The following is a 25000-nucleotide window of genomic DNA, read 5'->3' as shown; positions in this document are numbered from 1 at the left end:
CCGGCATGTTCTACGACGCGGTCGCCGAGCCGCTGACCTTCAGCTTCCTGCTGATCGAAAACCTCTCGATGATGAGCCTGTCCTCGGCCATCGAGCCATTGCGCTCGGCCAACCGGCTCATCGGGCGCGAGGCGTTTCGCTGGCGCCTGTGCAGCATCGACGGCGAACCGGTGGTGGCCTCCAACGGCATCCGGCTCGACGCTGTGCCGGTGGACCAGGCGCTGGATGGCTCGCATGCCATCTTCGTGTGCGGCGGCATGCGGATCGCGCCGAAGGACGTGAAGCGCTACCTCGCCGTGCTGCGCGGCGCGGCACGGCGCGGCATCGCGGTCGGCTCGCTCTCGACCGGCAGCTATCTTCTCGCCTGGGCCGGGCTGCTCGACGGCTATCGCTGCACCATCCACTGGGAGAACGGCGCCGCCTTCGAGGAGGATTTCCCGAAGGTGATCGCGACCGGCAAGATCTACGAGATCGACCGCGACCGGATGACCTGCTCGGGCGGCACGGCGGCGATGGACATGATGCTGCACGTCATCGCCGATCGCTACGATCCCGACCTCGCCCAGCGCGTCGCCAACCAGTTCCACCACGAGCGCATCCGCGACGCCAATGACGAGCAGCGCGGCGGCCGGCTGCGGCGCGTGGGCAGCCTGCCGGCGCCGCTCCAGCGCACGGTGCAGACCATGCAGCGCAACCTCGAGATGCCGGTGAGCGTCGGCGAGCTGGCGCAGGCGGCCGGCCTCAGCCCGCGCCAGCTCGAGCGGCTGTTCAACCAGCATCTCGGTGTGACGCCGGCGCGCTACTACCTCTCGCTGCGGGTCGACCGGGCGCGCGAGCTGCTGATCTACACCAGCCAGCCGATCCTCGAGATCGCGGTCGCGGTCGGTTTCGCCTCGACCTCGCATCTCGGCCAGTGGTTCAAGCGCATCTACGGCATGCGCCCGAGCGAACTGCGCGAACGCGCGGGCCGGCGGCACGCGGGGCAGGGCGACGTCGCCTCCCTTTCACCCGCTGTCGCATTCGGGACGGCCCCGGGCCGCGGATAGTCGGATAATAGCCGGCGTCGAATGCCGGGAGCCGACGATGAGCGCGATTGAGAAAGTGTCCGAGCTTATGGCGCAGTACCGGGCGGGCCTCAGCCTGCCGGGGCCGCTCTACTACGATGCCGACGTCTACGAGATGGAGATGAAGGCGGTCTTCGGCACCCAGTGGCTGTTCGCCTGCAACGAATGCGAGGTGAAGGAGCCGGGCGACTACCTCACTCTCGAGATCGGCCGCAACTCGATCATCATCGTGCGCGACGACAATGGCGAGGTGCAGGCCTGGCACAACACCTGCCGGCATCGCGGATCGCGCATCTGCCAGGAGCACAAGGGCACGGTGGGGCGGCTGGTCTGCCCCTATCACCAGTGGACCTACGATCTCGACGGCAAGCTGCTCGCCGCCACGCAGATGCCCGACGACTTCGACCCGAAGCGCTATTCGCTGAAGCCGGTCCATGTCGCGAACGTCGCCGGGCTCGTCTACATCTGCCTCGCCGAGGTGCCGCCGGACCTCGACCATTTCAAGCGCACCGTCACGCCCTACATCGCGCCGCACCAGCCCGCGCGCACCAAGGTCGCGTTCGAGTCGGTGCTGATCGAGAAGGCCAACTGGAAGCTGGTCATCGAGAACAACCGCGAGTGCTACCATTGCGCCGGCAACCATCCCGAGCTGCTGGTCTCGCTGGTCGAGGCGGCGCTGCCGAGCGACACCCGCACCCACTGGTTCGGCGATCTGATGAAGCGCAAGGGCGAGGAGTGGGACGCGCTCGGCCTGCCGCACCAGCCGGTGAATGGCGGCATCGAGTTCCGCTGCATCCGCCTGCCGTTCAACGAGGGCGTGACCTCGATGACCATGGACGGCAAGCCGGCCTGCAAGAAGCTGGTGGGCGACCTGACCGAGCGCGACCTCGGCTCGGTGCGCATGTTCCACGTGCCCAACAACTGGAACCACTTCCTCTCCGACCACATCATCCATTTCCGCGTGCTGCCGCGCGGCCCGATGGAGACCGAGGTGCGCACCACCTGGCTGGTGCACGAGGACGCGATCGAGGGCTGGGACTACGACGTGAACCGCCTCGCCGAGGTGTGGCAGGTCACCAACCAGCAGGACCAGGTGCTGGCCGAGCAGAACTTCCTCGGCGTGCAGTCGGACGCCTATGAGCCCGGTCCCTATTCGCCGACCGGCGAGTTCATGATCCTCGACTTCAATCGCTGGTACACGACGACGATGGCCGCGCATCTGCCCCCGGGCGCCTCCGGCCTGCGGGTGGCGGCCGAGTAATGTCGCCCTTGGAGCTGCGCCTCGCCTGCGTCGGGCGCCGGCAGGAGACCGCCGACGTCGTCACCTTCGCTTTCCGCGAGGTCGAAGGCCGCCCCGTCAGGCATCTGCCGGGCCAGGCGCTGACGCTCGCGCTGCCCCTGCCGGAGGGCGCGGCCTGGCGCACCTTCACCATCGCCTCGGCGCCGACCCGGCCGGGCGAGGTGGAACTGACCATCAAGGCGGCGCCGGACGGCCATGCGACGCGCTGGATGCACGAGGCGTTGCAGCCCGGCCTCGAGATCGAGGCGCGCGGGCCGGTCGGGCGGTTCTCGATCGCCCATCACTACGCCCCGGCCTTCGCGCTGATTTCCGGCGGCAGCGGCATCACGCCGATGATGTCCATGCTGCGCTGGCTCGCCGACCGCGGCGAGAGTGTCGACGTGGTGTTCCTGCACGCGGCGCGCACGCCCGAGGACGTGCTATTCGCCGACGAACTGGCGGCGCTCGACCGGCAGATGGCCAATCTGCGGATCGTAACCGTGGTCGCCGACGTGCCGGCCGGCCAGAGCTGGGCCGGCTATCGCGGCATGATCGACCGGCGCATGATGGCGCTGATGGTGCCGGACCTCGCCCGCCGCGAGGTGTTCTGCTGCGGGCCGGCCGGCTTCATGGCCGCGATCGGCCGCATCTTCGACGCCGAGGGCGGCGAGGCGGCGCATTTCCACACCGAGAGCTTCGGTGCCGCCAGGGCGACGGAAAGTGTGACCGTTGCTCCGGTTGTGACTGCGGAGGCGCCGTCCGGCACTGCCGGCCCGACCCTGACCATCGACGGCCGCGCCGTCGCGGCGAGCGCCGGCATGACGGTCCTCGCCGCCGCGCGGTCGGGCGGGATCGTGATCCCGACCGGCTGCCAGGAAGGCATGTGCGGCACCTGCCGGGTGAGGAAGCTCGGGGGCGAGGTAGAGATGGCCCACAAGGGCGGCATCACCGCCCGCGAGGAACGCCAGGGCTACATCCTCGCCTGCTGCTCACAACTGAAGGGCGACGTCGAGGTGACGACGAAGCGCTGACCGGCATTCGCCCCGCAGGCGCGCCGCCGGCGTCAGTGGATCTTCCCGCGCGCCGAGACCGGCCAGAGCGTCTCGACCTTGCCGTTGCGGACCCCGACATACCAGTCGTGGAGATTGCAGGTCGGGTCGCAATGGCCGGGTACGAGTCGGAGCTTCTCGTTGATGGCGAGGACGTCGCCGGGGTCGGCGATGATGCCGTGCTCGTCATTGCAGGCGGTGAAGGTCACGTCGTCGCGCCCGAACACGGTCGGCAGGCCGGAATCGAGCGATTGCGCCTTCAGCCCGGCGTCGCACACCGCGCGGCCGGATCGCGCATGCGACATGATCGAGGTCAGCACGAACAGCGCGTTCTCCCATTCGCCCTTGTCGAGGCGGCTTCCGTCGGCGGCGCGCACGCGGCCATAGGAGGCGTCCATGAAGGCGTATGAGCCGCATTGCAGCTCGTTGAAGACGCTCGAGGTGGATTCGATGGTGTAGCTGCCGGTCCCGCCGCCGGAGACGATCGCGGGCGCAAGGCCGGCCGCCGTCAGCGCGTCCACCGTCGCCCGGGCGATGGCGACCGCGCCGTCCATCCTTGCCTGCCGCTCGGCGAAGTCCTCAACATGCTGGCCGGGGCCGTGATAGGCCTGCAGGCCGGCGAAGCTCAGCCCCGGCGCGGCGTCGATCGCGCGGGCGATGGCGACGGCGGCCTCGGGCGAACCGACGCCGCAGCGTCCGGCCCCGCAATCGACCTCGACCAGGCAGTCGAGCCGGGTGCCATGCCGCTGCGCCGCCGCCGACAGCTCGGCGACATTGGCGATGTCGTCGACGCACACGCTGATGCGCGCCCCGAGAAGGGGCAGGCGCGCCAGCCGGTCGATCTTGAGTGGGTCGCGGATCTGGTTCGAGATCAGGATGTCGGCGATGCCGCCGCGCGCGAACACCTCGGCCTCGCTCACCTTCTGGCAGCAGGCGCCGGCCGCGCCGCCCAGCTCCTGCTGAAGCTTCAGTATGTCGACCGACTTGTGCATCTTGGCATGGGCGCGGTGGCGCATGCCGTGGGCCTTCGCATAGGCACCCAGCTTGCGGATGTTCCGCTCCAGCGCGTCGAGGTCGAGCACCAGGCAGGGCGTCTGGATCTCGGCCTCGTCCATGCCCGGGAGGGCCGGCACGTCGAAGCCGAGCTCGAGGCGGCCGGTTCGCGGATCAGCGTTCATGCGCGGCGGTTCCCTGCGATGTCCAAGTTCCGCAGGGGTTTTCGTTCGCCCGGCACGCCGTGTCCAGAGCTAAGCCGCGCCGGTCCTCCGGCCACAGGCCGGCAAGGCGTCGGCTCAGTGCGCGAACAGGCGCACCAGCAGCCAGATGGTGAACAGGACGAGCGCTACGCGCAGGACGACGCTGAAGATCGGATGCATGGGAGATCGGGCCTCGGGGAAGCGGAAAAGGAATTCGCAAATGCGGCGACGCGGACGCACGAACTGCAAGGGATCAGGTCGATTCCTCGACAGGTCGCGTCCCACGACGGCCGGACGGCGAAAACACTTCGGGACCTCTCGGCCGCACCCTTGCGGATGCCTGCGGGACCGATGCCGGCAGCGATCCAGCCGAATGGCGAGGCTGCCTCTAAGTAAGGTACCGGAGCACGCATCCGGCCGCCGAGTCAAGCGGATGCATCAATCCAGAGGGTGTTGCCGAGGCGGCCCCGATTCCCTCGAGACGACCCGTCCACGCGGGCGTGCGTTTGCGCAAATCGCATCGCAATTGACACGACCATGTCCGTCCGATGCCGCATCGTGGTAAAAGGCTCGGAATAAACGCATCCGCGCCAGCGTCCACGGGCAGAGGGCAGTCGATGCAGAGCGAACCCGATCCTTCCAAAGACACCTACCGGCTCTGGCCGCCCGGCCCGCGCCTGCTGGCGGCGCTGGGCGCGTCCGCCCTCGTCGCGCTCGCCCTCGCCGGCGGGCTCGCCTATGCGGGTGGGCTGTTTACGCCGGGCCGGCTGACGCAGCGCGCGATCGTCGATACCTTCCAGAAGATCAACGGCGTGCACCCCGGCTTCCGGCGCAACCACACCAAGGGCGCCTGCATCGCCGGCCATTTCGAGAGCAACGGCGCCGGCCAGCGCCTGTCGAAGGCCGTCGTCTTCGCGCCCGGCACGCTGCCGGTGACGGGCCGCTTCGCGGTCGCGGTCGGCAAGCCCTTCGTGCCCGACAACAAGACGCAGGTGCGCAGTCTCGCGCTGCGCTTCGAGCTTCCCGGCGGCGAGGAATGGCGCACCGGCATGAACGACATCCCGGTGTTCCCGGTGCCCACGGCTCAGGATTTCACAGGGCTGATGACGGCTACCGCACCCGACCCGGCGACCGGCAAGCCGGACCCGGCACGGGTCTCCGCCTTCTTCGGCGCCCATCCCGAGGTGGCGGCGGCGCTCAAGCGCATCACCGGGCGGCCCTTTGCCAGCGGCTTCGCCAATGCGAGCTACAACAGCCTCGACGCGTTCCGTTTTGTCGCCGCCGACGGCACGGTGACGCCGGTGCGCTGGGCCATGATGGCGGTCGATCCCGATGTCGCCGAACCGGCCGACCAGCCCGGCACGCCCGACCCCGATTACCTGTTCGACGATCTCGCGGCGCGGCTCGCGCGCGGGCCGGTCGAGTGGCACCTGGTCGCCACCATCGGCCAGCCGGGCGACCCGACCGCCGATGCGACGCTGCCCTGGCCGGACGACCGGCAGAAGGTGGACCTCGGTACCCTCACCATCGACCACATCGAAGCCGAGGCCGCCGGCAATTGCCGCGATGTGAATTTTGATCCGCTGGTGCTGCCGGCGGGCATCGAGCCCTCGGACGATCCGCTACTCAGCGCCCGCTCTGCCGCCTATTCGGTTTCCTTCACCCGCCGGGCCGGCGAGCCCAAATCGCCGAGCGAGGTGCAGTTCCCCGCCCAAGGAGGCGCGCCGCAATGAGCCCCGCCCCAATGAGCCCCGCCTTTCCCGCATTCTCGCGCCTGCTGCACTGGCTGATGGCGCTGATGATCATTGCCATGCTGTTCATCGGCATCGGCATGCAGGCCTCGCTGGCCGACTATCACTGGCTGCTGTCGGTCCACCGCCCGCTCGGCATCGCCATCCTCGTGCTGGCGGCGGTGCGGCTGCTCAACCGGCGGGTCAGCCCGCCGCCGGCCCTGCCGGCCGGCATGCCCGGCGTGCTGGCCTTCGCGGCCCATGCCTCGCATGTCGCGCTCTACGCGCTGATGTTCGCCGTGCCGCTGGTCGGCTGGGCGATGCTGTCGGCGGCGCGCTACCCGGTCGTCCTCTATGGCAGCCTCGTTCTGCCGCCGATCCTGCCGCAGAACGACATGGTGTTCGCCATCCTCAGGACCACCCATACCGTGCTGGCGCTGGCGCTGTTCGCGCTGATCCTCGCCCATATCGGTGCGGCGCTGATGCACGCCATCGCCTTCCGCGACGGGGTGTTCCAGTCCATGGCGAACTGGAGGCTGCGCCCGGTCAGAGCCTGTTCAGGCGCCAGCGGACGATAGCGAGCCCGACCAGCGTCGCACCGACGCAGGCGAGCGCGGCGCGGCCGAAGGCGAGCGAGAAGGCGGCCTCGGCCGCCTCCATCAGCCGCGTCGCGGCCTCCGGCTGCAGGGCGGCGGCCGCGCTCACCGCCCCGTCGAGCGAGCGGCGCCCATGTTCCGCCGCCGCGGCCGGCAGGCCGGAGAGGTCCGCCCCATTCATCGCCACCCGATAAGTCGCGGTGACGAGGCTGCCGAGCACGGCGATGCCGAGCGCGCCGCCGAACTCGAAGCTCGCCTCCGAGATGCCGGAGGCGGCGCCGGCGCGCTCGGGCGGCGCGACCCGCATCACCAGATCCGTCGAGAGCATGCCGACCGGCGCGAGGCCGAGGCTGATCAGGACGATGGCGAACGTCATCACCGCCATCGAGGAGTGCGGCGTGACCCACATCAGCAGCAGGAAGCCGAACGCTGCCGGCAGCAGGGTCAGGCTCAGCACGTCGACGATGCCGTAGCGGCGGACCAGCCAGGGCGTGGCGAGCGAGCCGAGCGCGAAGCAGGCGCCGGACGGCGCCGTCCAGAGCCCGGCCTCCATCGCGCTCATGCCGAGCACGAGCTGGAGATATTGCGAGATGAAGATGAAGATCCCCATCGCGCCCAGCATCGCCGTGACGTTGAGCGCGAGCGCGGCGCCGATGCCCGGATGGCGGAACAGGCCGAGGTCGATCATCGGATCCTCGAGCCGCTTCTGCCGGGCGATGAACAGCGCGCCGACCGCGAGCCCCAGCACGATCGCCAGCGCGGCGACGAGATCAGGCCCGCTCTCGGCCGTCCGCTTCATGCCGTAGATCACCGCCAGCGAGGCGACGATGGACTGGACCGCGCTGAGAATGTCGAGCCGCCCGGCGTTCGGGTTGCGGAACTCCGGCAGCAGCAGCGGCGCGACCAGCAGCAGCACGATCATCACCGGCACGGCGGCGAGGAACACCGCGCCCCACCAGAAATAGGTGAGGATCACCCCGCCCACGAGCGGGCCGAGGGCGGCGCCGGAGGAGAAGCAGGCGATCCACACGCCGATGGCGAAGCTGCGCTCGCGCTCGTCGAGGAAGATGTTGCGCACCATGGAGAGGGTCGAAGGCGCCAGCGTCGCCCCGGCGATGCCGAGCAGCGCCCGCGCCGCGATCAGCTCCTCGGCGCTGCGGGCGAAGGCGGCGAGCAGCGAGGCGGCGCCGAACGCCGCCGCGCCCGCCATCAACAGCCGGCGCCGGCCGATGCGGTCGCCGAACGTGCCCATGAGCATCAGCGTGCCGGCGACCATGAAGCCGTAGATGTCGACGATCCACAGCAGCTGCGCCGGCGAGGGCGCGAGGTCGAGCGCGAGGTGCGGCACGGCGAGGTTCAGCACCGTGAGGTCCATCGCGTAGACGAGGCACGGCACGGCGATCACGGCGAGCGCCGTCCAGTCACGCAGGCTCGCGCGCAGGCCTTCCGCCGCCCCGGTCCCGTCCGTCACCTCCATGGCGGGCGCCGCCTGTGGCGGGGAGGAATGGGGACGCGCACGCGGCTAGTTGCCCGTCATGCTCTCGAGCGAGGCAATGATGTACTGGTGGAACTGGTCCATGGAGTCGATGCTGGTGTGGTCGATGCCCGGAACGCCCGACAGGTCGTAATTCTCAAGCTGCCCGGGATAGCCCGGCACCGCGACCACCGGCCGGCCGAAGCCGTCCTTGGCCCAGAAGTTGACGAAGACCTCGACATTGTCCGGCACCGGCGCCGGCTCGGTGGCGTCGAAGGTCACGCCGAGCGCGACCGGGATCGCCTGCGCGTCCACCGCCGTCGCCACCTGGATCACCGCATTGGCGCCGAGCGAATGGCCGATCACCACCACCGGCCCGGTATGTCCGGCATCGTGGCGGGAATCGATCTGCGCGATCACTTTCTCCGCCTCGTCCCAGCCATAAACCTCGCAGACATAGCCGCGCGAGACCAGTTCCTTGGCGAGGCTGTCCATGCCGGTCGAGAAAACGCCGAACAGGCCGCGCAGCAGATAGACATGGGTCTGCGCCCGCGTGGGCAGGGTCTGACCCTTCGAGGCGGTCACCGGCGGCGAGGCCCAGGGCGGGCGCGGCGAGGTCTGCGCGGCGGCGCCGGATGCGCCAGCGAGAAGGGTCACGGCAAGGACGCAGGCCGCGAGCATCGCCACGGCGAGATTGAGACGGAATTTCATGGAACACCCCCACGCGCCGCCGGCGCACCGCCTATATAAGGCCGGCACGGGACAGGCTTGTCCATTCGTTTGACCCTGGGTGAGGAGAGTTTGATGGTATCCACCCACGCACACGTGCCGACCGCCCATGGCAGCCGCTACCTCCAGCAGCTCTGCAAGCACTGGGCGCACAAGCTGGAGGTCGAGTTCACGCCGGAAGAGGGGCGGGTGAAGCTGCCCGACGGCGCGCTCGCCGAGATGAAGGCCAGCGCAGAGGCGCTGGACGTGCGCATCGACGCCTCCGACGCGGAGCTGCTGGAGCGCATGAAGGGCGTCGTCGCCCGCCATCTCGACCGCTTCGCCTTCCGCGAGGCACCGCTTCCCTTCGACTGGCAGGACGCCGCCTGAGTCCGCCGCGTGATCGCCTAGCCGGATGCCGGCTCCGCGCGCTTGCGGATGCGGAACACCAGCGGGAGGGCCGTCGTCTGCGCATCCTCGAGTTCGTTGCCGGTCTGGTTCACGAGGTGGGGGATGTCGATCGCCGCCATCGGGTCGGTGCATTCGACGATGATCCGGGCGCCCGGCGCCGCCCGTTCCAGCGCGCGGCGCGTGTGCAGGGCGGGCAGGGGGCATTTCAGCCCCTTCAGATCGAGCCGCACCGGCCCGCCATTCGCGTCGTCGTCCATCGTGCCTCTCCGCGGGCGGCACTAGACCGCGCCCGTTCCGCCGGCAAGCGAATTTGCGCGCCGGCGGGGCCGGCAGGCGATTGGTACAGGCGATGACGCCATGGCCGGCGCCGCCTTGACTTGGCGCTGCGCGAGGCCGATCTGGCGGAACGTCACGAGGGAGGCGAGGATGGCTGAGGCGACGCGGGAGGCGGCGATGCGTGTCATCGGCTTTGCGGGCTGGAGCGGCGCGGGCAAGACCACGCTGCTGGCGCGGCTGATCCCGGTGCTGGTCGCGCGCGGGCACAGCGTCTCGACGCTCAAGCACGCCCACCACAATTTCGACGTCGACAAGCCAGGCAAGGATTCCCACACTCACCGCATGGCCGGCGCCACCGAGGTGCTGGTCGCCTCGGCCAATCGCTGGGCGCTGATGCATGAGCTGCGTGGCGCGCCCGAGCCGGAGCTGCCGGAACTGCTCGCCCATCTGGCGCCGGTCGACCTCGTTCTGGTCGAGGGCTACAAGCGCGACCACCATCCCAAGATCGAGATCCACCGCGCCGAGGTCGGCAAGCCGTTTCTCCACCCCGAGGACCCCCATATCGTCGCGATCGCCTCGGACAGCGCGCTGCCGGACGTGGCGCTGCCGGTGATCGGGCTCGACGATGTCGAGACGATCGCCGACGCGGTCGAGCGTCATGCGGTGCCGGTCGCGAGCGTGCGCTGGCGCCTGCCGGACCCTCAGGCGGCCGGATAGGTGGCGAGGATGCGCTGCGCCTCGGCGAGGTCGTCGGGCGTGTTGACGTTGAAGAATGGGTCGTAGGGCGCCACGGGCCACTCGACCGTCGCCGCGTTGGCGCGCGCGACCCAGCCGTCGACGCGGCGCACCTCCTCCTCGACGATGAGCCGGCGCAGCGCCTCGCGCGAGGCCGGGCTCCACACGCCCACCACGCCATGAACCCGCCCGCCCGAGGCCGCGCAGGCGGCGCCGGTCTCAGCGGCGGCGGTGGCGAGCCGTGCGGCGAGGTCGCGCGGCAGGAACGGGCAGTCGGCCGGCACGGTCAGCAGCCAGCGCGCCTGCGGCAGGTGCCGGGCGACGTGGTCGAGCCCGGCGAGGATTCCCGCCAGCGGGCCCGGCCGGCCGGGCAATTCGTCGGGGACGAGCGGCAGATCGAGGCCGAATTGCCCGGCCGGGCCGTTCGCGTTCAGCAGCAGGGGGGCGACCTGCGGGCCGATCCGCTCGACGACGCGCGCCAGCAGGCTCCTGCCGGCGATCTCGCGCAGCCCCTTGTCGCCGCCGCCCATGCGGCGCGACAGCCCGCCGGCAAGGATGAGGCCCGCCGGTGCCGTCATGCGGTCGGCCGGGTGAGGAGATAGGCCGAGACGGCGAGGAAGACCGCGCCCAGCAGGCCGAGCATCGGCAGCGAGAAGCTGAGCAGCACCAGCGCGCCGAAGCTCGCCGCCATGCTGCCGGTGGCGACGAACTGCGCCCAGCGCGGCACGGCACCCTTCTCGCGCCACGCCACCACGGAAGGGCCGAGACGCGGATGGCCGAGCAGCCACGCCTCGAAGCGCGGCGAGGACCGGGAGAACAGCCAGGCGGCGAGGATCAGGAACACCGTTCCCGGCAGGCCCGGCAGGATGATCCCGGCGATGCCGATTCCCACGCACAGCCAGCCGGCGGCGAACATCACCCAGCGCAGGGGTGAGGCCGTCGAATAGGGCTGCGCCTGCCTGTCGTCCGCCGGTTGCATCGCCACCGCGCCAGATTGGTCCTGCAGGGTCATGTAGTCATCAGCCCGCGCCCAGCAACTTCACGGCGACGTCGCGCTCGAAAATATGTAGCAGCAGCCGGAGTGCCGCGCCGCGCGGGCCGGCGAGGTCGGGGTCGGTGCGCACCATCTCCAGCGCCTCGGCACGGGCGGCGACGAGCAGGTCGCCATGGATGTCCAGCTGGGCGAGCCGGAAGCCGGGAAAGCCGCTCTGGCGGGTGCCGAGCACGTCGCCTTCCCCACGCAGGCGCAGGTCTTCCTCGGCGAGGAAGAAGCCGTCCTCGGAGGCGCGCAGCGCCTCGATGCGCTGGCGGGCGATCTCGCCGAGCGGGCGGCGGTAGAGCAGCAGGCAGGTGGAGGCGACGTCGCCGCGCCCCACGCGCCCGCGAAGCTGGTGGAGCTGGGCGAGGCCGAAGCGCTCGGCATGCTCGATGACGATGATGCTTGCCTCCGGCACGTCGACGCCGACCTCGACCACCGTCGTCGCCACTAGAAGCTGGGTCTCGCCGGCGGCGAAGGCGGCCATGGCGGCGTCCTTCTGGGCGCCCTTCATGCGGCCGTGCACCAGCCCGACGCGCTCGCCGAAATACTGGCGCAGATCCTCGTAGCGGGCCTCGGCGGCGGCGAGGTCGGAGTTCTCGGATTCCTCCACCGTCGGGCAGATCCAGTAGGCGCGCCGGCCCTCGGCCATGGCCCGGCCGAGGCTCGCCACCACCTCGTCGATGCGCTCGGTCGGCAGGGCGCGGGTGTCGATCGGCTTGCGCCCGGCCGGCTTCTCGCGCAGTTCGCTCGAATCCATGTCGCCGAAATAGGTGAGCACCAGCGTGCGCGGGATCGGCGTCGCCGTCATCACCAGCACGTCGACCGCCGCGCCCTTGGCGGCGAGGGCGAGGCGCTGGTGCACGCCGAAGCGGTGCTGCTCGTCGACGATGGCGAGGGCGAGGTCGCGGAAGGCGACGCCCTCCTGGAACAGGGCATGGGTGCCGACGACGAGGTCGATCTCGCCCGCTTCCAGCGCCGCCAGCAGGTCGGCCCGCGCGCGCCCCTTCTCCCGCCCGGTCAGCAGGGCGACGCGCAGCCCGGCGGCCTGTGCGAGTGGGGCAATGGTCTTGAGGTGCTGGCGGGCGAGGATCTCGGTCGGCGCCATCAGCGCCGCCTGCCGTCCCGCCTCGACCACCGTCGCCGCGGCGAGCAGCGCCACCACCGTCTTGCCCGAGCCGACATCGCCCTGCAGCAGGCGCAGCATCCGGTCGTGCGAGGCGAGGTCGGCGCGGATCGCCTCCAGCGCGGCGACCTGCGAGCGGGTCAGTGTGAAGGGCAGGGCGGCCTCGATGCGGCGGGCGACGTGCCCGTCGCCCGTGCTGGGGCGCCCCGCATCCTTCACCGTGCGCCCGCGCACCAGAGCGAGCGCGAGCTGGCCGGCGAGCAGCTCGTCATAGGCGAGGCGCTTCCATGCCGGGCCGAGCGGGCTCGCATCCGCCGTCTCGCGCGGCTGGTGCACCTGGAAGAGCGCGGCGTGGAAGCCCGTCGCCGGCGCGCCCGCCTGCCATTCCGGCAGCTCGCCGGTGCGCGTCAGCGCGGCCTCGATGGCGCGGCGCAGATGGCCCTGGCCGAGCCCTTCGACCAGCGGGTAAACCGGCTCGATCGGCGGCAGCTTCGCCAGCCCGGCCTCGTCCACCACCCGGTCCGGATGCGACATTTGCGGGATGCCGTCATAGAGCGTGACGGTGCCCGAGATCCACCGCGTCTCGCCCACCGGCAGCAGCCGCTCCAGCCAGTTCCGGTCGCCCTTGAAATAGGTGATGACGATGTCGCCGGTCTCGTCATGGGCGTAGATGCGGTAGGGCGCGCGCGAGCCGCGCGGGGTCGGCGCGTGGCGGTCGACCCGCACTTCGAGCGTCACCACCGTGTCCGGCACCACCTGTGACAGGGTCGGGCGCGAGCGGCGGTCGATGGTGGAGGCGGGCAGGTGCAGCAGCAGGTCGAGCACCCGCGCGCCGCCCTCACGGCCGAGCAGCCGCTCGAACGGGCGGGCGAGCTTCGGCCCGATGCCGGTCAGGTCGGTGATCGCCGCGAAATAGGGATTGAGGATATCCGGCCGCATGAGGCGGGAAGGTGGACGAAGCGCGCGCCCTGCGCAACGCGCCGGGCAGAGATACGCACCGCGCTCCATATGTAGTCCTGACAGGGCGCGCGCGGCGCGCTAAACACAGCGCCTTTCGCGCTGCACCTGCGCAGACAGGGATTCAGAAATGTCCGGAACCACGCGTTCCAGTGCCGGGCTCGACGCCCGCCGCCGCCGCATCCTCTTCCGTGCCTGGCATCGCGGCACGCGCGAGATGGACCTGCTGATGGGCCGCTTCACCGACGCGCTGATCGGCGAGATGTCGGACACGGACGTTCTCGATTTCGAGCGCCTGATCGAGGTCGAGGACCCGGACCTGTTCGGCTGGCTGGCGAGCGGCACGCCGCCGGAAGGCTTCGACACGCCGGTGTTCCACCGCTTCCGCCACTTCCACCTGTCGGGCGAGGGCGTTCCCGAGCTATGAAGACTGCGCTGCCGAACATCGCGTCCCGTCTCGCGCCGGGGCGCACGCTGACGCTTTCCAACGTGCCGTCCGGGATGGAAGGGCTGGTGGTGGCCGACCTTGCGCGCGCGCTCGCCGCCAAGGTCGACGGCCCCTGGCCGACCCTGATCGTCATCTGCCGCGACGCCGAGCGCATGGCGGAGATGGAGCGCGCGCTCGTCTTCTTCGCCCCCGGCGTCGAGGTGCTGACATTCCCCGCCTGGGACTGCCTGCCCTATGACCGCTCCTCGCCCAACGGCGCCGTGGTCGCGCGGCGCATGACCACGCTCGCCCGCCTGTCGCGGGTGAAGGGGCGCGAGGGCGGCAGCATCGTCCTCACCACGGTGAACGCCGCGCTGCAGCGCGTGCCGAAGCGCGCGCTGGTCGCCACCCAGTCGTTCTCCGCCGCGCCGGGCAACGCGCTGTCGATCGACGAGGTCATCGCCTGGGCCGAGATGAACGGCTTCCAGCGCACCTCGACCGTGCGCGACACCGGCGAATATGCGGTGCGCGGCGGCCTGATCGACCTGTTCCCGCCCGGCCTGCCGCAGCCGGTGCGGCTCGACTTCTTCGGCGACACGCTGGAATCGATCCGCTCCTTCGATCCCGAGACCCAGCGCACGGCGATGCAGATGCGCGCGCTGGACCTGGTGCCGATGAGCGAGTTCCAGCTCACCACCGAGACCATGCGCCGCTTCCGCATGGCCTATGTCGCCCAGTTCGGCGCCGCCCAGCGCGGCGACCTGCTCTACGAGGCGATCAGCGAGGGGCGCCGCTATCCGGGCATGGAGCACTGGCTGCCGCTGCTGCATGACGGGCTCGACACGCTGTTCGACTACGCGCCCGACGCGCCGATCGTGATGGAGGCGCAGGACGACGACGCGGCGGCCTCCCGGCTCGAGCAGATCGCCGACTATTACGACGCCCGCCGCGAAGGCATGGAGCATGGCGGCGCCGGCGCGCCCTACAAGCCGCTGCCGCCCGACGCGCTCTACCTGACCGCCGAGGAGTGGAAGCGCGGGCGCGAGGCGGCGCCGAGCGTCGCCCTGTCGGCCTTCGCTCTTCCCGAATCGAAGGACATCGTCGACCTCGCCGGCCGCCCCGCGCGCTCCTTCGCACCCGAGCGTGCGGACCCGGAGGGCAACGTCTTCCAGAGCGCGGCGGACTATCTGCGCGACCTCGCCAAGCAGAAGCGCACCATCCTCGCCGCCTGGTCCGACGGCTCGCGCGACCGGCTCTCCACCGTGCTCGCCGATCACGGACTCAAGGGCACGCAGACGGTGGGCACGCGCGACGCGGCCGAGGCGCTGCCGAAAGGCACCATCGCGCTCGCCGTGCTCGGCATCGAGGCCGGCTTCGAAACCGACGGGCTCGTCGTCATCGGCGAGCAGGACATCCTCGGCGACCGGCTGGTGCGGCCCAAGCGCAAGGCGCGCCGCCCGCAGGACGTGATCGCCGAGCTGACCTCGCTCACCGCCGGCGACCTCGTCGTGCATGTCGACCACGGCATCGGCCGCTTCGTCGGGCTGACGACCATCGAGGCGATGGGTGCGCCGCACGACTGCCTCGAGATCCACTATGCGGAAGGCTCCAAGCTGTTCCTGCCGGTGGAGAACATCGAACTCCTCTCGCGCTACGGCTCGGAAGACACCGAGGCCCAGCTCGACCGGCTCGGCGGGGGCGGATGGCAGGCCCGCAAGGCGCGGATGCGCTCGCGGATCCGCGAGATGGCGGCCGAGCTCATCAAGATTGCCGCGCAGCGCCAGCTCAACGACGCGCCGCGCCTGGTGCCGGCGAGCGGGCTCTATGACGAGTTCCGCGCCCGCTTCCCCTATGAGGAGACCGAGGATCAGGAAGCCGCGATCGAATCGGTGTTCGACGATCTCGGCTCCGGCCATCCGATGGACCGGCTGGTGTGCGGCGATGTCGGCTTCGGCAAGACCGAGGTCGCGCTGCGCGCCGCCTTCGCGGTGGCGCTGAACGGCAAGCAGGTGGCGGTGGTGGTGCCCACCACGCTGCTCGCGCGCCAGCACTTCAAGACCTTCTCCGAGCGCTTCAAGGGGCTGCCGGTGGTGGTGCGCCAGGCCTCGCGGCTGGTCTCCTCCAAGGAGCTCGCCGAGACCAAGAAGGGGCTCGCCGACGGCACGGTGGACATCGTCGTCGGCACCCATGCGCTGCTCGGCAAGACCATTAATTTCAAGGATCTCGGCCTCGTCATCGTCGACGAGGAACAGCATTTCGGCGTCGGCCACAAGGAGCGGCTGAAGCAGATGCGCGCCGAGGTGCACGTGCTGACCCTGACCGCGACGCCGATCCCGCGCACGCTGCAGCTCGCCATGACCGGCGTGCGCGAGCTCTCCATCATCGCCTCGCCGCCGGTCGACCGCCTCGCCGTGCGCAGCTTCGTCACGCCGTTCGATCCGCTGATCGTGCGCGAGGCGCTGCTGCGCGAGCGCTACCGCGGCGGGCAGAGCTTCTATGTGTGCCCGCGCATCGAGGACCTCGCCGAGGTGAAGGACTTCCTCGACAAGGAAGTGCCGGAGGTGAAGGTCGCCGTCGCCCACGGGCAGATGGCGGCGACGCAGCTCGAGGAGATCATGTCCGCCTTCTATGACGGGCAGTTCGACGTGCTGCTGTCGACCACGATCGTCGAGTCCGGCCTCGACATCCCGACCGCGAACACGCTCATCATCCACCGCGCCGACATGTTCGGCCTGGCCCAGCTCTACCAGCTGCGCGGGCGGGTGGGCCGCTCCAAGACCCGCGCCTATGCGATCTTCACGCTGCCGGTCAACAAGGTGCTCACCGCGCAGGCGGAGCGCCGGCTGAAGGTGCTGCAGTCGCTCGACACGCTCGGCGCCGGCTTCCAGCTCGCCAGCCACGACCTCGACATACGCGGCGCCGGCAATCTGCTCGGCGACGAGCAGTCCGGCCACATCAAGGAGGTCGGCTACGAGCTCTACCAGGAGATGCTGGAGGAGGCGATCGCCCACCTGAAGGCCGGCATCACGGCGCCGGTGGCGGACAAGTGGTCGCCGCAGATCTCCATCGGCACGCCGGTGCTGATCCCCGAGGAGTACGTCGCGGACCTGCATGTGCGGCTCGGCCTCTATCGCCGGCTGGCGGACCTCGAGACCGATCAGGAGATCGAGGCCATCGGCGCCGAGCTGGTCGACCGCTTCGGCCCGCTGCCGGAAGAGGTGGAGCTGCTGCTCAAGCTGGTGGCCATCAAGGCGCTGTGCCGGCGCGCCAATGTGGAGAAGGTCGACGCCGGCCCGCGCGGCATGGTGCTCACCTTCCGCGAAGGCAAGTTCCCGAACCCGGCGGGCTTCATCCAGTATGTCGGCAAGCCGCATGTGGTGGCGAAGATGCGCCCCGACGGCAAGGTGGTGTTCTCCGAGGACTGGCCGAACCCGACCGCGCGGCTGCGCGGCACCGGCGTCATCCTCAAGGAGCTGGCGAAGATCGCCGAGCAGGGCGCCAAAGCGGCCTAGGGCGTCGTGTAGGCGGCGCTTTGGCCGACGAAGCGGCTGGGCCGGGGCCGGCGGCGCTGCCGCCGGTCGAGGCGCGAGATGGGCGTGGCGTCAGCCGCGCTCACTCGATCGGGGCGTCGTAGGCCCCGTCATTGTCGGGCAGGATGTCGGAATCATTGTCCGAGCCGGGGCCGGAGAAGATCGGGTCGTTGCCGCCGGCCTGGTTCATGTAGTCCATCGACTTGTCGGAGCCGCGCGGGTCCGGCAGCGGGCCGTAGTCGAGATAGTTCGGGTTGTTGACGGTCGGGATGTTGATCTCGACGCCGCCGCCCGGCTGCGGCTGGCCGGTGGGGCCGGGATGCACCGTGATGGACGATTGCGCGAATGCCGCGACGGGCGCCGTCATCAGCAGGGCAAGCACGGGAAACGCGGCGTAGCGCATGAATCGAACTCCGAAACGGTCGGTGTGGCTCAGCGTTCACCGCTGCAGGCGCCACGGGCGGCCGCCCTTAAGGAACGCTTTCCGGCCGGCCTGTCCAGCGCTTCGTGCCATCAAGGTCAATGATTCCTCGGAGTGTGGCGGCAAGGTCCCCAGCAAACTCGCCGGCACATCCTACCGTCAGGGCGCCAAGCACGGCGCCCCGCCTGCCGTATGGGCAGGTTACAGCTCGCTCTGCCACCAGCTTTCCGCCAGCGTCCCGGCCAGCGCGACCTCCTTCGGCCGCTGGATCTGGCGCCAGCGCGCGATCCACTGCGTCGGCGTGTAGAACAGTGGCAGCGAGAACCGCGCCGAGATCAGCACCCGGTCGAGCGCGCGCACCGCGAAGACGAAATCCTGCCGCTCGCGGGCGGCGAGCAGCGCCTCGATCATCGCGTCCGCCGCCGGGCTCTTCAGCCCCATGAAGTTGCGCGTGCCGGGCATATCGGCGGCCGCCGAGCCGAAATAGAACGCCTGCTCGTTGCCGGGCGAGAGCGACTGGTCCCAGATATAGGGAACCATGTCGTACTCGTAATTCTGCTTGCGGGCCTCGAACTGCACGTTGTCGACGAGGCGGATGGAGAGCGTCACGCCGGCACGCTTGAGCATCGCCTGATAGGCGAGGGCGAGGCGCTCCTGGTCCTTGGTGCCGACGATCAGCTCGGGCGCGAACGGCTTGCCGGTCTTGCTGGCGGCGAGGGTCCCGCCCTGCAGCTCCCAGCCCGCCGCGCGGAACAGGTCGAGCGCGCGACGCAGTCGTTGGCGGTCGCGGCCCGAGCCGTCGGAGGTCGGCGGCTCCCAGGTGCCGTCCATCACCTCGGGCAGCACCGCGTCGGGGAAGGGCGCCAGCAGGTCGCGCTCTTGCGCCTCGGCCGGGCGGCCGCGGGCGGAGAGTTCGGAGCCGTCATAGAAACTGCCGTTGCGCCGGTAGAGGCCGTAATAGAGATTCTCGTTCGCCCAGGGGAAGTCGAACAGCTCCGTCATCGCCTGGCGCACCCGCACATCGGCGAACACCTCGCGGCGCATGTTGAAGACCAGCGCCGAATAGGGCTTCGGCTTGCCGTCCTCGACCTCCTCGCGGATGATCCGGCCCTGCCGTACGGCGGGAATGTCGTAGCCGGTCTTCCAGCGTCCGGGGTCGGTCTCGAAGCGGATGTCGTAGAGCTCGCGCTTGAACGCCTCGAACTGGCTGTTCACGTCGCGGTAGAAGTCGTAGCGCAGCACGTCGAAATTGTAGTTGCCGCGGTTCACCGGCAGGTCGCGGCCCCAATAGTCCGGCCGCCGCTTCATCACCACCGTGTCGCCCGGCTTCACGTCGGCGACCTCGTAGGGGCCGCTGCCCAGCGGGGCGGTGAAGCTCGTCTCCTCGAAGCGCGCTTCGTCGACCGCGTGCCGCGCCAGCACCGGCATGAGGGCGAGGATCAGCGGCAGCTCGCGGTCGACCACGGCGAACTCGAAGCGGATCGCCAGCGGCCCCGTGACGACGGCATTGGCCACCTTGCCGTAATAGGTGCGGTGGTTCGGCCGGCCCCTTGCGCGCAGCAACTCGAAGGAGAACAGCACGTCGTCGGCCGTCACCTGCGAGCCGTCCGAGAAGCGGGCGGCGGGGTCGATCTCGAAGGCGACGAAGGAGCGCGCGGCGTCGGTGCGCACGCCGCGGGCCAGCAGCCCGTAGCAGGTGAACGCCTCGTCGGGGCTGCGCGCCATCAGGCTTTCGACGATGTTCCAGCGCACGAAGGGCGGCGCCGTGCCGCGCACGATGAAGGGGTTCAGGCTGTCGAACGCACCCACCGCGCCCTGCACGAGCTGCCCGCCCTTGGGCGCGTCCGGGTTGACGCTGCGGTAATGGGAGAAGCCGGGCGGATAGAGCGGGCGCCCGTGCATCGCGATGCCGTGGGCGGGTGCCGCGCCGGGGGTGGGTTCATCCGCCGCATGAGCCGAGAAAGGCAGGAAACGTGCGCAAACCGTGCCGCTTCCGGCCAGAAGAGCGTTGCGCATCAAGGCTCGGCGGGTGATACCGATCACGCTTTGTCTCCCGGTCACCATTTCGAGTCGCGATCCCCGCACTCATGTCTAACATGAACTGCCACCGGAATTGCCGAGGGTCACTCTGTCGCCTCATTTGGACGGGAGACAGCCCCCTCCGAGTAGGCGCCAAGGGCGTCCGCTGTCCTCTGTTTCCATCGCGGTTCGCACGACAGGAACCTGATATGACCAAACGCTCCCTTCTCGCGCGCAACCTCGCCGGCGCCGTATTGGCTCTGTCGCTGGTCGGCGGTGCCGCGACCGCCAACGCCCAGCAGGCCAAGCCCGCGCCCAAGCCGCCGGCCAACGGCCAGCAGCAGCAGCCGACCAACCAGCCGATCCCTGCGCTCCCCATTCCGTGGGTGAAGCACTGCCAGCAGGAGCCGACGATCAACAAGGAGGTCTGCAACCTCGAGCAGACCATCATCACCGATACCGGACAATTCCTGGTGCGCTTCGGCATCTTCGAGGTGAAGGACGATCCGAAGAAGGCGTTCATCGTCTCCTTCCCGACCGGCCTGCTGCTGCGTAACGGCTTCCGCGTCGCGCTCGCCAACGAGCAGCCGATCCTCGGCACCTTCATCATGTGCGACAACCAGGTCTGCCGCGGCGACGTGCAGATCGACCAGGGCTTCATCGACCGCATGAAGAAGGCGCCGGGCCTGACGCTGCAGGTCGCCAACGCGGTCGGCCGCGTCATCTCCTACCCGATCGGCCTCGGCGACTTCGCCAAGGTCTATGACGGCCCGCCGACCGACCCGAAGGTGTTCGACGCCGAGCTGAAGAAGATCCAGGACAAGGTGAAGGCCCGCCAGGAGGAGCTTCAGAGCGAAGCCGCCAAGCGCGACGAGCAGACCAAGCAGGGTCTGGAGAAGCTCGGCGCCGAGAAGCTGAAGGGCACCCAGCCCGCGCAGTGATCCGCGCGATCAGACGCACCGTGAATCGAACGCCCGGCCTCGTGCCGGGCGTTGTCGTTTAAGGGCTTGCGGGAAGGACGCGGAAGGCGGGACGGTTATTGCAGCCGCTCCGAACGCACCCGCCAGCCGCCGTCGCCATCGGCCGCCAGCATCTCCTCGACCTGGGGGTGGCGCACCGGCTCGCCGGAATTGTCCGGCTCGAGATTCTGCTCGGAGACATAGGCGACGTATTCCGTCTCCGAATTCTCCGCCAGCAGATGGTAGAAGGGCTGGTCCTTGGTCGGGCGGATATGCTCGGGAATGGCTTCCCACCACTCGTCGGTGTTGGCGAATTCCGGGTCGACGTCGAACACCACGCCCCGGAAGGAATAGTGGCGGTGACGCACGACCTGCCCGATGCGGTATTTGGCGTTCCTCGCCTTCGTCATCATTGCCACGACCTCGATCTGCGGTCCCGTCGGGGGCCGCGACGGCCCCTCTCTATCGGGTTCATCCCGAAGCGGCAATGCAACCGGCATGCCCGCCGGGGCCGTTCTCCATGCGCGGCCCGCATGATAGGCGCGTGAGCAAAGCGCGGGTGGGCCGGCATTGCTCCGCCAGTCGGCGTAGGACAGGCGAGGAGCGCCTACGCCGGAGAGCGGACGCGGCGGGCCCGGCATCGGCACTGCCTACGTCGCCCCGCTGCTGCCGGTCCTCCCGCTGGCGGCTTGCATGATGCCGATGGCGGATGGGCGCTCGCACCCGACACCTCGTCGAACGGGCGACGGACGATGCGGTCAAGAATTAGTAAAATCAGACTATTATAGGAAAAATGTAAAGTGTTTTATCAAACCGGCTCGCCGGCGATGAGGCGCGGCACGTCGCGGCTCGGGCCCACGCCCTCGCGCATCACGGTGCGGCGGACCATGGGCGAGCGGCCGAGCAGCCACAGCCCCATGCCGCGCAGCCCGGCGACGGGGAGCAGGTCGCTCAGCAGCGAGCGGTTGAGCAGGTCGACCGCCACGCGGCGGCCGTCGACGTCGACCCGCCGCCGGCGCTCATAGGCTTCCATCACCTCCGGCCCACCGATATCGGCGCCGGCACGGGCGGCGTTGGCCGCGAGCTCGGCCAGGGTGGCGCCGTCGCGGATGCCGAGATTGAGCCCCTGCGCGCCGATGGGCGGGATGATGTGCGCCGCCTCGCCGATCAGCGCGACGCGGCCACGCGCGAAGCTGTCGGCGGTGCGCACGCTCAGCGGGAAGCTGCCGCGCGGGGAGTCGAGCCGCATTGCGCCCAGCACCGAATGGGCGCGCCGCTCGATCGCGCGGGCGAAGGCGTCGGGCGTCATGGCGACCAGCGCCTCGGCCTCGCGGGCGCTGACCACACAGACCACGCTCGAGCGCTGGCCGGGCAGCGGCACCAGCGTGAACGGGCCGGTTTCGGTGTGGAACTCGGTCGAGACGTCGCCATGCGGGCGATCATGGGCGAGGGTCGCGGTCACCGCGACCTGCGGGTAGTCGTGGACCCGCATGCCGATGCCCATCGCGGCGCGGCAGGGCGAGTGCCGCCCGTCCGCCGCGGCGACGAGCGCGGCGTCGACCTGCCCGCCATCCTCGAGCCGGATGCGGATGCCGCCGGGCTCCTTCTCCAGCCGGCTGACCCGGCCCGCCACCCGCTCGATTCCCGCATTCTCCGCCGACGCTGTCTCAAGCGCGGCGAGCAGCGGCTCGTTCTCGATGTTCCAGGCGAAGGCCTCGAGCCCCAGCTCGTCGGCGCGGAAATCGACCTGCGGGGCGCGCAGCAGGCGCTTCGTGCCGTCGATCACCCGCATGATGCGCAGCGGCGAGGCGGAAGGGGCGAGGGCGTCCCACAGCCCGAGCGCGCGCAGCGCCCGGACCGAGCCGTCCATCAGCGCGGTGGCGCGCGGGTCCGGCGCGCGGTCGGGCGCGACGAGCCGGACCGGAAACCCGGCCGAGGCGAAGGCGAGGGCCGCGATGAGGCCGCTGGCGCCACCGCCGACGACGGCGATTTTCTGCCCTATATCCCCATGCGATGTCATACCGATCTCCCTGCGGGCCGGCGGGGCTGTAAGCATGCGCCGGAGTGTGGGATAAGCGGAGCGGCGCGCTCTGGCAATGCGGACCAGAACGGACACATGCTATATGCGTGACGTCGAAGAAGACGGCGGCCGCGACGTTCCTGCGGCTGCGGGAGGAAAATCGGTGGCGGTTACGACCAAGTCGCTCGGCGAGCGTCCGACCCGTCGGCATGCGCTGGCGTTCGCGGTCCATCTGTTCACCGCCTCGGGCGCCGTCTGCGGGCTGATGGCGCTGATGGCGGCGGTCGAGGGGCATTGGGCGCTGATGTTCGCCTGGCTCGGCGCGGCGCTGTTCGTCGACGGGGTCGACGGCACCATGGCGCGGCGCGCGCGGGTCGGCGAGGTGCTGCCGCGCTGGTCCGGCGAGACGCTCGACCTCGTGGTCGACTACCTCACCTATGTGCTGGTGCCGGCCTTCGCGGTGGCGACGGGCGGGCTGATGCCGTTCTGGATGGCGGTGCCGGCGAGCGCGGCGATCCTGCTCACCAGCGCGCTCTATTTCGCCGACACCGCGATGAAGACCGACGACCTGTATTTCCAGGGCTTCCCGGCGGTCTGGAACCTCGTCGTGTTCTATTTCTTCCTGCTGCCGCTCAATAGCTGGGTGGTGGGCGGAACCGTCGCGCTGCTGTCGGTCGCCACCTTCCTGCCGATCAAGTTCGTGCACCCGTTCCGGGTGGTGCGCCTGCGCCTTCTCACCATCGCGCTGCTGGCGCTGTGGGCCGTGCTGGCCGCCGCCGCCGTGATCGACGGGCTACGCCCGCCGGGCTGGATCGTCGCCGGACTGTGCGTGTGCGCGGTCTATTTCCTCCTCTTCGGCCTCATCCCGTGGCGCCGCCTGCGGATGGGTCACGACGACTGATTTCCCGAAGCCGACCGAAAGAGTGCGCATCATGCCGGCAGCAATACGCATCCATGAACTGGGCGGCCCGGACGTCCTCACCTACGAGGACATCACCGTCGGCGAGCCCGGCCCGGGCGAGGTGAAGCTGCGGCACACGGCGATCGGCCTGAACTTCATCGACACCTATTTCCGCAGCGGGCTCTACCCCGCGCCCAACGGCCTGCCGCTCATTCCCGGCAACGAGGCGGCGGGCGTGGTCGAGGCGGTCGGCGAGGGCGTCAACGGGCTGAGGCGCGGCGACCGCGTCGCCTATGGCTCTTCGCTCGGCGCCTACTGCACCGAGCGCGTGATGCCGGCCGCCCTGCTGGTGAAACTGCCCGACGCGATTTCCGACGAGACGGCGGCGGCGATGATGCTGAAGGGCATGACCGCGCGCTACCTGCTGCGCCAGACCTATCCGGTGAAGGCGGGCGACACGATCCTGGTGCATGCGGCGGCGGGCGGCGTCGGGCTGCTGCTGTGCCAGTGGGGCCACCATCTCGGCGCCACCGTGATCGGCACCGCCGGCTCGCCGGAGAAATGCGAGATGGCCCGCGAGGCGGGCGCCGCCTATGTGATCAACTACCGTGAGGAGGACTTCGCCGCCCGGGTGAAGGAGATCACCGAGGGCGCGCTGTGCGACGTGGTCTATGACGGGGTGGGGCAGGCGACCTATCCCGCCTCGCTCGACTGCATCCGCCCGCGCGGGCTGTTCGCCAGCTTCGGCAACGCCTCGGGGCCGATCCAGAATTTCTCGCTGCTCTCCCTGTCGCAGAAGGGCTCGCTCTACGCGACGCGCCCGACCCTCTTCACCCATGTCGCCACGCGCGAGGCGCTGGAGGCCAATGCGGCGGACCTGATGGCCGTCGTCGCCTCGGGTGCCGTCAAGATTCCGGTCAATCAGCGCTACAAGCTGAAGGACGCCGCCGAGGCCCATCGCGACCTCGAATCGCGCCAGACCACGGGTTCCACGGTGCTTTTGCCCTGACCGCGGAATGGCGCGAAACGCGTCAGTTTTCGGACCGGACGGACCAGACTTTAGGCTTGCCCACGGGGGGGAGCATG

The 25000-nt window shown here is 70.0% G+C and carries 24 protein-coding genes; 12 read left to right on the top strand and 12 right to left on the bottom strand.

Annotation, left to right across the window (positions count from 1 at the left end):
• The first annotated feature begins 5 nt into the window (after nucleotides 1-5).
• From NVS89_RS22955 to NVS89_RS16015, 3 genes are read left to right on the top strand one after another with little or no spacing between them, the layout of a single operon-like run.
• The gene (locus tag NVS89_RS22955; RefSeq protein ID WP_309486563.1) at nucleotides 6-1046 is read left to right on the top strand and encodes a GlxA family transcriptional regulator; all 1041 of its coding nucleotides are present in this window, start codon (nucleotides 6-8) and stop codon (nucleotides 1044-1046) included.
• Between the two features lie 37 nt (nucleotides 1047-1083).
• On the top strand, nucleotides 1084-2325 hold the full coding sequence (locus NVS89_RS16020; protein ID WP_258733768.1) for an aromatic ring-hydroxylating oxygenase subunit alpha: 1242 nt from the start codon (nucleotides 1084-1086) through the stop codon (nucleotides 2323-2325).
• Nucleotides 2325-3374, top strand: a complete 1050-nt coding sequence (locus tag NVS89_RS16015; protein ID WP_258733767.1) for an FAD-binding oxidoreductase — start codon at nucleotides 2325-2327, stop codon at nucleotides 3372-3374. The genes NVS89_RS16020 and NVS89_RS16015 overlap by 1 nt, the downstream gene beginning before the upstream one ends.
• Nucleotides 3375-3406: 32 nt before the next feature.
• On the opposite strand, the gene bhcC is transcribed toward NVS89_RS16015, so the two are convergent.
• Complete coding sequence (gene bhcC, locus NVS89_RS16010) at nucleotides 3407-4570, bottom strand: 3-hydroxy-D-aspartate aldolase BhcC (RefSeq protein ID WP_258733766.1); 1164 nt, start codon at nucleotides 4568-4570, stop codon at nucleotides 3407-3409.
• 114 nt (nucleotides 4571-4684) lie between these two features.
• The gene (locus NVS89_RS16005; protein ID WP_258733765.1) at nucleotides 4685-4837 is read right to left on the bottom strand and encodes a hypothetical protein; all 153 of its coding nucleotides are present in this window, start codon (nucleotides 4835-4837) and stop codon (nucleotides 4685-4687) included.
• 368 nt (nucleotides 4838-5205) lie between these two features.
• Between NVS89_RS16005 and NVS89_RS16000 the strand changes: the two genes are divergently transcribed.
• Entirely contained in the window at nucleotides 5206-6321 is a 1116-nt protein-coding gene (locus NVS89_RS16000; RefSeq protein WP_258733764.1) for a catalase family peroxidase, read from the top strand.
• Nucleotides 6318-6896, top strand: a complete 579-nt coding sequence (locus tag NVS89_RS15995) for a cytochrome b (RefSeq protein ID WP_258733763.1) — start codon at nucleotides 6318-6320, stop codon at nucleotides 6894-6896. The genes NVS89_RS16000 and NVS89_RS15995 overlap by 4 nt, the downstream gene beginning before the upstream one ends.
• Here the strand turns inward: NVS89_RS15995 and NVS89_RS15990 are convergent.
• Nucleotides 6865-8391 (bottom strand): MFS transporter, encoded by a 1527-nt coding sequence (locus tag NVS89_RS15990; protein ID WP_258733762.1) that lies wholly within the window; start codon nucleotides 8389-8391, stop codon nucleotides 6865-6867. The genes NVS89_RS15995 and NVS89_RS15990 overlap by 32 nt on opposite strands.
• 45 nt (nucleotides 8392-8436) lie before the next feature.
• The gene (locus tag NVS89_RS15985; protein WP_258733761.1) at nucleotides 8437-9099 is read right to left on the bottom strand and encodes an alpha/beta hydrolase family protein; all 663 of its coding nucleotides are present in this window, start codon (nucleotides 9097-9099) and stop codon (nucleotides 8437-8439) included.
• Nucleotides 9100-9192: 93 nt separating this feature from the next.
• On the opposite strand from NVS89_RS15985, the gene NVS89_RS15980 reads away from it, so the two are divergent.
• Complete coding sequence (locus NVS89_RS15980; protein WP_258733760.1) at nucleotides 9193-9486, top strand: DUF2218 domain-containing protein; 294 nt, start codon at nucleotides 9193-9195, stop codon at nucleotides 9484-9486.
• A 17-nt stretch (nucleotides 9487-9503) separates the two neighbouring features.
• Here NVS89_RS15980 and NVS89_RS15975 read toward each other — a convergent pair whose 3' ends face one another.
• Nucleotides 9504-9764, bottom strand: a complete 261-nt coding sequence (locus tag NVS89_RS15975) for a sulfurtransferase TusA family protein (protein ID WP_258733759.1) — start codon at nucleotides 9762-9764, stop codon at nucleotides 9504-9506.
• Between the two features lie 196 nt (nucleotides 9765-9960).
• Here NVS89_RS15975 and mobB point away from each other — a divergent pair, with 196 nt between their 5' ends.
• Nucleotides 9961-10500 carry a molybdopterin-guanine dinucleotide biosynthesis protein B gene (gene mobB / locus NVS89_RS15970; RefSeq protein ID WP_258733875.1) on the top strand — a complete coding sequence of 180 codons (540 nt, stop codon included), beginning with the start codon at nucleotides 9961-9963 and terminating at the stop codon, nucleotides 10498-10500.
• On the opposite strand, the gene mobA is transcribed toward mobB, so the two are convergent.
• Genes mobA through recG form a run of 3 tightly spaced genes read right to left on the bottom strand, consistent with a single transcriptional unit; the run spans nucleotide 10485 to nucleotide 13619 of the window.
• Nucleotides 10485-11096: a molybdenum cofactor guanylyltransferase MobA gene (mobA, locus tag NVS89_RS15965; protein ID WP_258733758.1), complete on the bottom strand. Its 612-nt coding sequence runs from the start codon at nucleotides 11094-11096 to the stop codon at nucleotides 10485-10487. The genes mobB and mobA overlap by 16 nt on opposite strands.
• Nucleotides 11093-11530: a YbaN family protein gene (locus tag NVS89_RS15960; protein WP_258733757.1), complete on the bottom strand. Its 438-nt coding sequence runs from the start codon at nucleotides 11528-11530 to the stop codon at nucleotides 11093-11095. Before NVS89_RS15960 ends, mobA begins: the two co-directional genes overlap by 4 nt.
• 7 nt (nucleotides 11531-11537) lie before the next feature.
• Nucleotides 11538-13619, bottom strand: a complete 2082-nt coding sequence (gene recG, locus NVS89_RS15955) for an ATP-dependent DNA helicase RecG (RefSeq protein ID WP_258733756.1) — start codon at nucleotides 13617-13619, stop codon at nucleotides 11538-11540.
• Nucleotides 13620-13767: 148 nt separating this feature from the next.
• Here recG and NVS89_RS15950 point away from each other — a divergent pair, with 148 nt between their 5' ends.
• Complete coding sequence (locus NVS89_RS15950; RefSeq protein ID WP_258733755.1) at nucleotides 13768-14064, top strand: FAD assembly factor SdhE; 297 nt, start codon at nucleotides 13768-13770, stop codon at nucleotides 14062-14064.
• Complete coding sequence (gene mfd, locus NVS89_RS15945; protein WP_258733754.1) at nucleotides 14061-17576, top strand: transcription-repair coupling factor; 3516 nt, start codon at nucleotides 14061-14063, stop codon at nucleotides 17574-17576. Before NVS89_RS15950 ends, mfd begins: the two co-directional genes overlap by 4 nt.
• Nucleotides 17577-17676: 100 nt before the next feature.
• On the opposite strand, the gene NVS89_RS15940 is transcribed toward mfd, so the two are convergent.
• Together NVS89_RS15940 and NVS89_RS15935 are read right to left on the bottom strand one after the other, a co-directional pair.
• Nucleotides 17677-17997, bottom strand: a complete 321-nt coding sequence (locus tag NVS89_RS15940; protein ID WP_258733753.1) for a hypothetical protein — start codon at nucleotides 17995-17997, stop codon at nucleotides 17677-17679.
• Between the two features lie 219 nt (nucleotides 17998-18216).
• Nucleotides 18217-19917: an extracellular solute-binding protein gene (locus NVS89_RS15935; RefSeq protein ID WP_258733752.1), complete on the bottom strand. Its 1701-nt coding sequence runs from the start codon at nucleotides 19915-19917 to the stop codon at nucleotides 18217-18219.
• Between the two features lie 326 nt (nucleotides 19918-20243).
• Here NVS89_RS15935 and NVS89_RS15930 point away from each other — a divergent pair, with 326 nt between their 5' ends.
• Entirely contained in the window at nucleotides 20244-20975 is a 732-nt protein-coding gene (locus NVS89_RS15930) for an invasion associated locus B family protein (RefSeq protein WP_258733751.1), read from the top strand.
• Between the two features lie 95 nt (nucleotides 20976-21070).
• On the opposite strand, the gene hspQ is transcribed toward NVS89_RS15930, so the two are convergent.
• A complete protein-coding gene (hspQ, locus tag NVS89_RS15925) occupies nucleotides 21071-21403 on the bottom strand; it encodes a heat shock protein HspQ (RefSeq protein ID WP_258733874.1) in 333 nt (110 codons plus the stop codon).
• Nucleotides 21404-21801: 398 nt separating this feature from the next.
• Nucleotides 21802-23013: a UbiH/UbiF family hydroxylase gene (locus NVS89_RS15920; protein WP_258733750.1), complete on the bottom strand. Its 1212-nt coding sequence runs from the start codon at nucleotides 23011-23013 to the stop codon at nucleotides 21802-21804.
• A 163-nt stretch (nucleotides 23014-23176) separates the two neighbouring features.
• On the opposite strand from NVS89_RS15920, the gene NVS89_RS15915 reads away from it, so the two are divergent.
• Nucleotides 23177-23914, top strand: a complete 738-nt coding sequence (locus NVS89_RS15915; RefSeq protein ID WP_258733749.1) for a CDP-alcohol phosphatidyltransferase family protein — start codon at nucleotides 23177-23179, stop codon at nucleotides 23912-23914.
• A 31-nt stretch (nucleotides 23915-23945) separates the two neighbouring features.
• Nucleotides 23946-24923 (top strand): quinone oxidoreductase family protein, encoded by a 978-nt coding sequence (locus tag NVS89_RS15910; RefSeq protein WP_258733748.1) that lies wholly within the window; start codon nucleotides 23946-23948, stop codon nucleotides 24921-24923.
• The last annotated feature ends 77 nt before the right edge of the window (nucleotides 24924-25000 follow it).

It is taken from the genome of Ancylobacter mangrovi (assembly GCF_024752355.1).
GTDB lineage: Bacteria > Pseudomonadota > Alphaproteobacteria > Rhizobiales > Xanthobacteraceae > Ancylobacter > Ancylobacter mangrovi.
Note: the sequence above shows the minus strand (reverse complement) of the source record. Positions and strands in the feature narration are given on the sequence as shown.

What these genes read in the sequence shown, in the direction of transcription:
- NVS89_RS22955 (WP_309486563.1), top strand. Translation starts at nt 6, where the DNA reads ATGTTCTACGACGCGGTCGCCGAGCCGCTGACCTTCAGCTTCCTGCTG.
- NVS89_RS16020 (WP_258733768.1), top strand. Translation starts at nt 1,084, where the DNA reads ATGAGCGCGATTGAGAAAGTGTCCGAGCTTATGGCGCAGTACCGGGCG.
- NVS89_RS16015 (WP_258733767.1), top strand. Translation starts at nt 2,325, where the DNA reads ATGTCGCCCTTGGAGCTGCGCCTCGCCTGCGTCGGGCGCCGGCAGGAG.
- bhcC (WP_258733766.1), bottom strand. Translation starts at nt 4,570, where the DNA reads ATGAACGCTGATCCGCGAACCGGCCGCCTCGAGCTCGGCTTCGACGTG.
- NVS89_RS16000 (WP_258733764.1), top strand. Translation starts at nt 5,206, where the DNA reads ATGCAGAGCGAACCCGATCCTTCCAAAGACACCTACCGGCTCTGGCCG.
- NVS89_RS15995 (WP_258733763.1), top strand. Translation starts at nt 6,318, where the DNA reads ATGAGCCCCGCCCCAATGAGCCCCGCCTTTCCCGCATTCTCGCGCCTG.
- NVS89_RS15990 (WP_258733762.1), bottom strand. Translation starts at nt 8,391, where the DNA reads ATGGAGGTGACGGACGGGACCGGGGCGGCGGAAGGCCTGCGCGCGAGC.
- NVS89_RS15985 (WP_258733761.1), bottom strand. Translation starts at nt 9,099, where the DNA reads ATGAAATTCCGTCTCAATCTCGCCGTGGCGATGCTCGCGGCCTGCGTC.
- NVS89_RS15980 (WP_258733760.1), top strand. Translation starts at nt 9,193, where the DNA reads ATGGTATCCACCCACGCACACGTGCCGACCGCCCATGGCAGCCGCTAC.
- NVS89_RS15975 (WP_258733759.1), bottom strand. Translation starts at nt 9,764, where the DNA reads ATGGACGACGACGCGAATGGCGGGCCGGTGCGGCTCGATCTGAAGGGG.
- mobB (WP_258733875.1), top strand. Translation starts at nt 9,961, where the DNA reads ATGCGTGTCATCGGCTTTGCGGGCTGGAGCGGCGCGGGCAAGACCACG.
- mobA (WP_258733758.1), bottom strand. Translation starts at nt 11,096, where the DNA reads ATGACGGCACCGGCGGGCCTCATCCTTGCCGGCGGGCTGTCGCGCCGC.
- NVS89_RS15960 (WP_258733757.1), bottom strand. Translation starts at nt 11,530, where the DNA reads ATGACCCTGCAGGACCAATCTGGCGCGGTGGCGATGCAACCGGCGGAC.
- recG (WP_258733756.1), bottom strand. Translation starts at nt 13,619, where the DNA reads ATGCGGCCGGATATCCTCAATCCCTATTTCGCGGCGATCACCGACCTG.
- NVS89_RS15950 (WP_258733755.1), top strand. Translation starts at nt 13,768, where the DNA reads ATGTCCGGAACCACGCGTTCCAGTGCCGGGCTCGACGCCCGCCGCCGC.
- mfd (WP_258733754.1), top strand. Translation starts at nt 14,061, where the DNA reads ATGAAGACTGCGCTGCCGAACATCGCGTCCCGTCTCGCGCCGGGGCGC.
- NVS89_RS15940 (WP_258733753.1), bottom strand. Translation starts at nt 17,997, where the DNA reads ATGCGCTACGCCGCGTTTCCCGTGCTTGCCCTGCTGATGACGGCGCCC.
- NVS89_RS15935 (WP_258733752.1), bottom strand. Translation starts at nt 19,917, where the DNA reads ATGCACGGGCGCCCGCTCTATCCGCCCGGCTTCTCCCATTACCGCAGC.
- NVS89_RS15930 (WP_258733751.1), top strand. Translation starts at nt 20,244, where the DNA reads ATGACCAAACGCTCCCTTCTCGCGCGCAACCTCGCCGGCGCCGTATTG.
- hspQ (WP_258733874.1), bottom strand. Translation starts at nt 21,403, where the DNA reads ATGACGAAGGCGAGGAACGCCAAATACCGCATCGGGCAGGTCGTGCGT.
- NVS89_RS15920 (WP_258733750.1), bottom strand. Translation starts at nt 23,013, where the DNA reads ATGACATCGCATGGGGATATAGGGCAGAAAATCGCCGTCGTCGGCGGT.
- NVS89_RS15910 (WP_258733748.1), top strand. Translation starts at nt 23,946, where the DNA reads ATGCCGGCAGCAATACGCATCCATGAACTGGGCGGCCCGGACGTCCTC.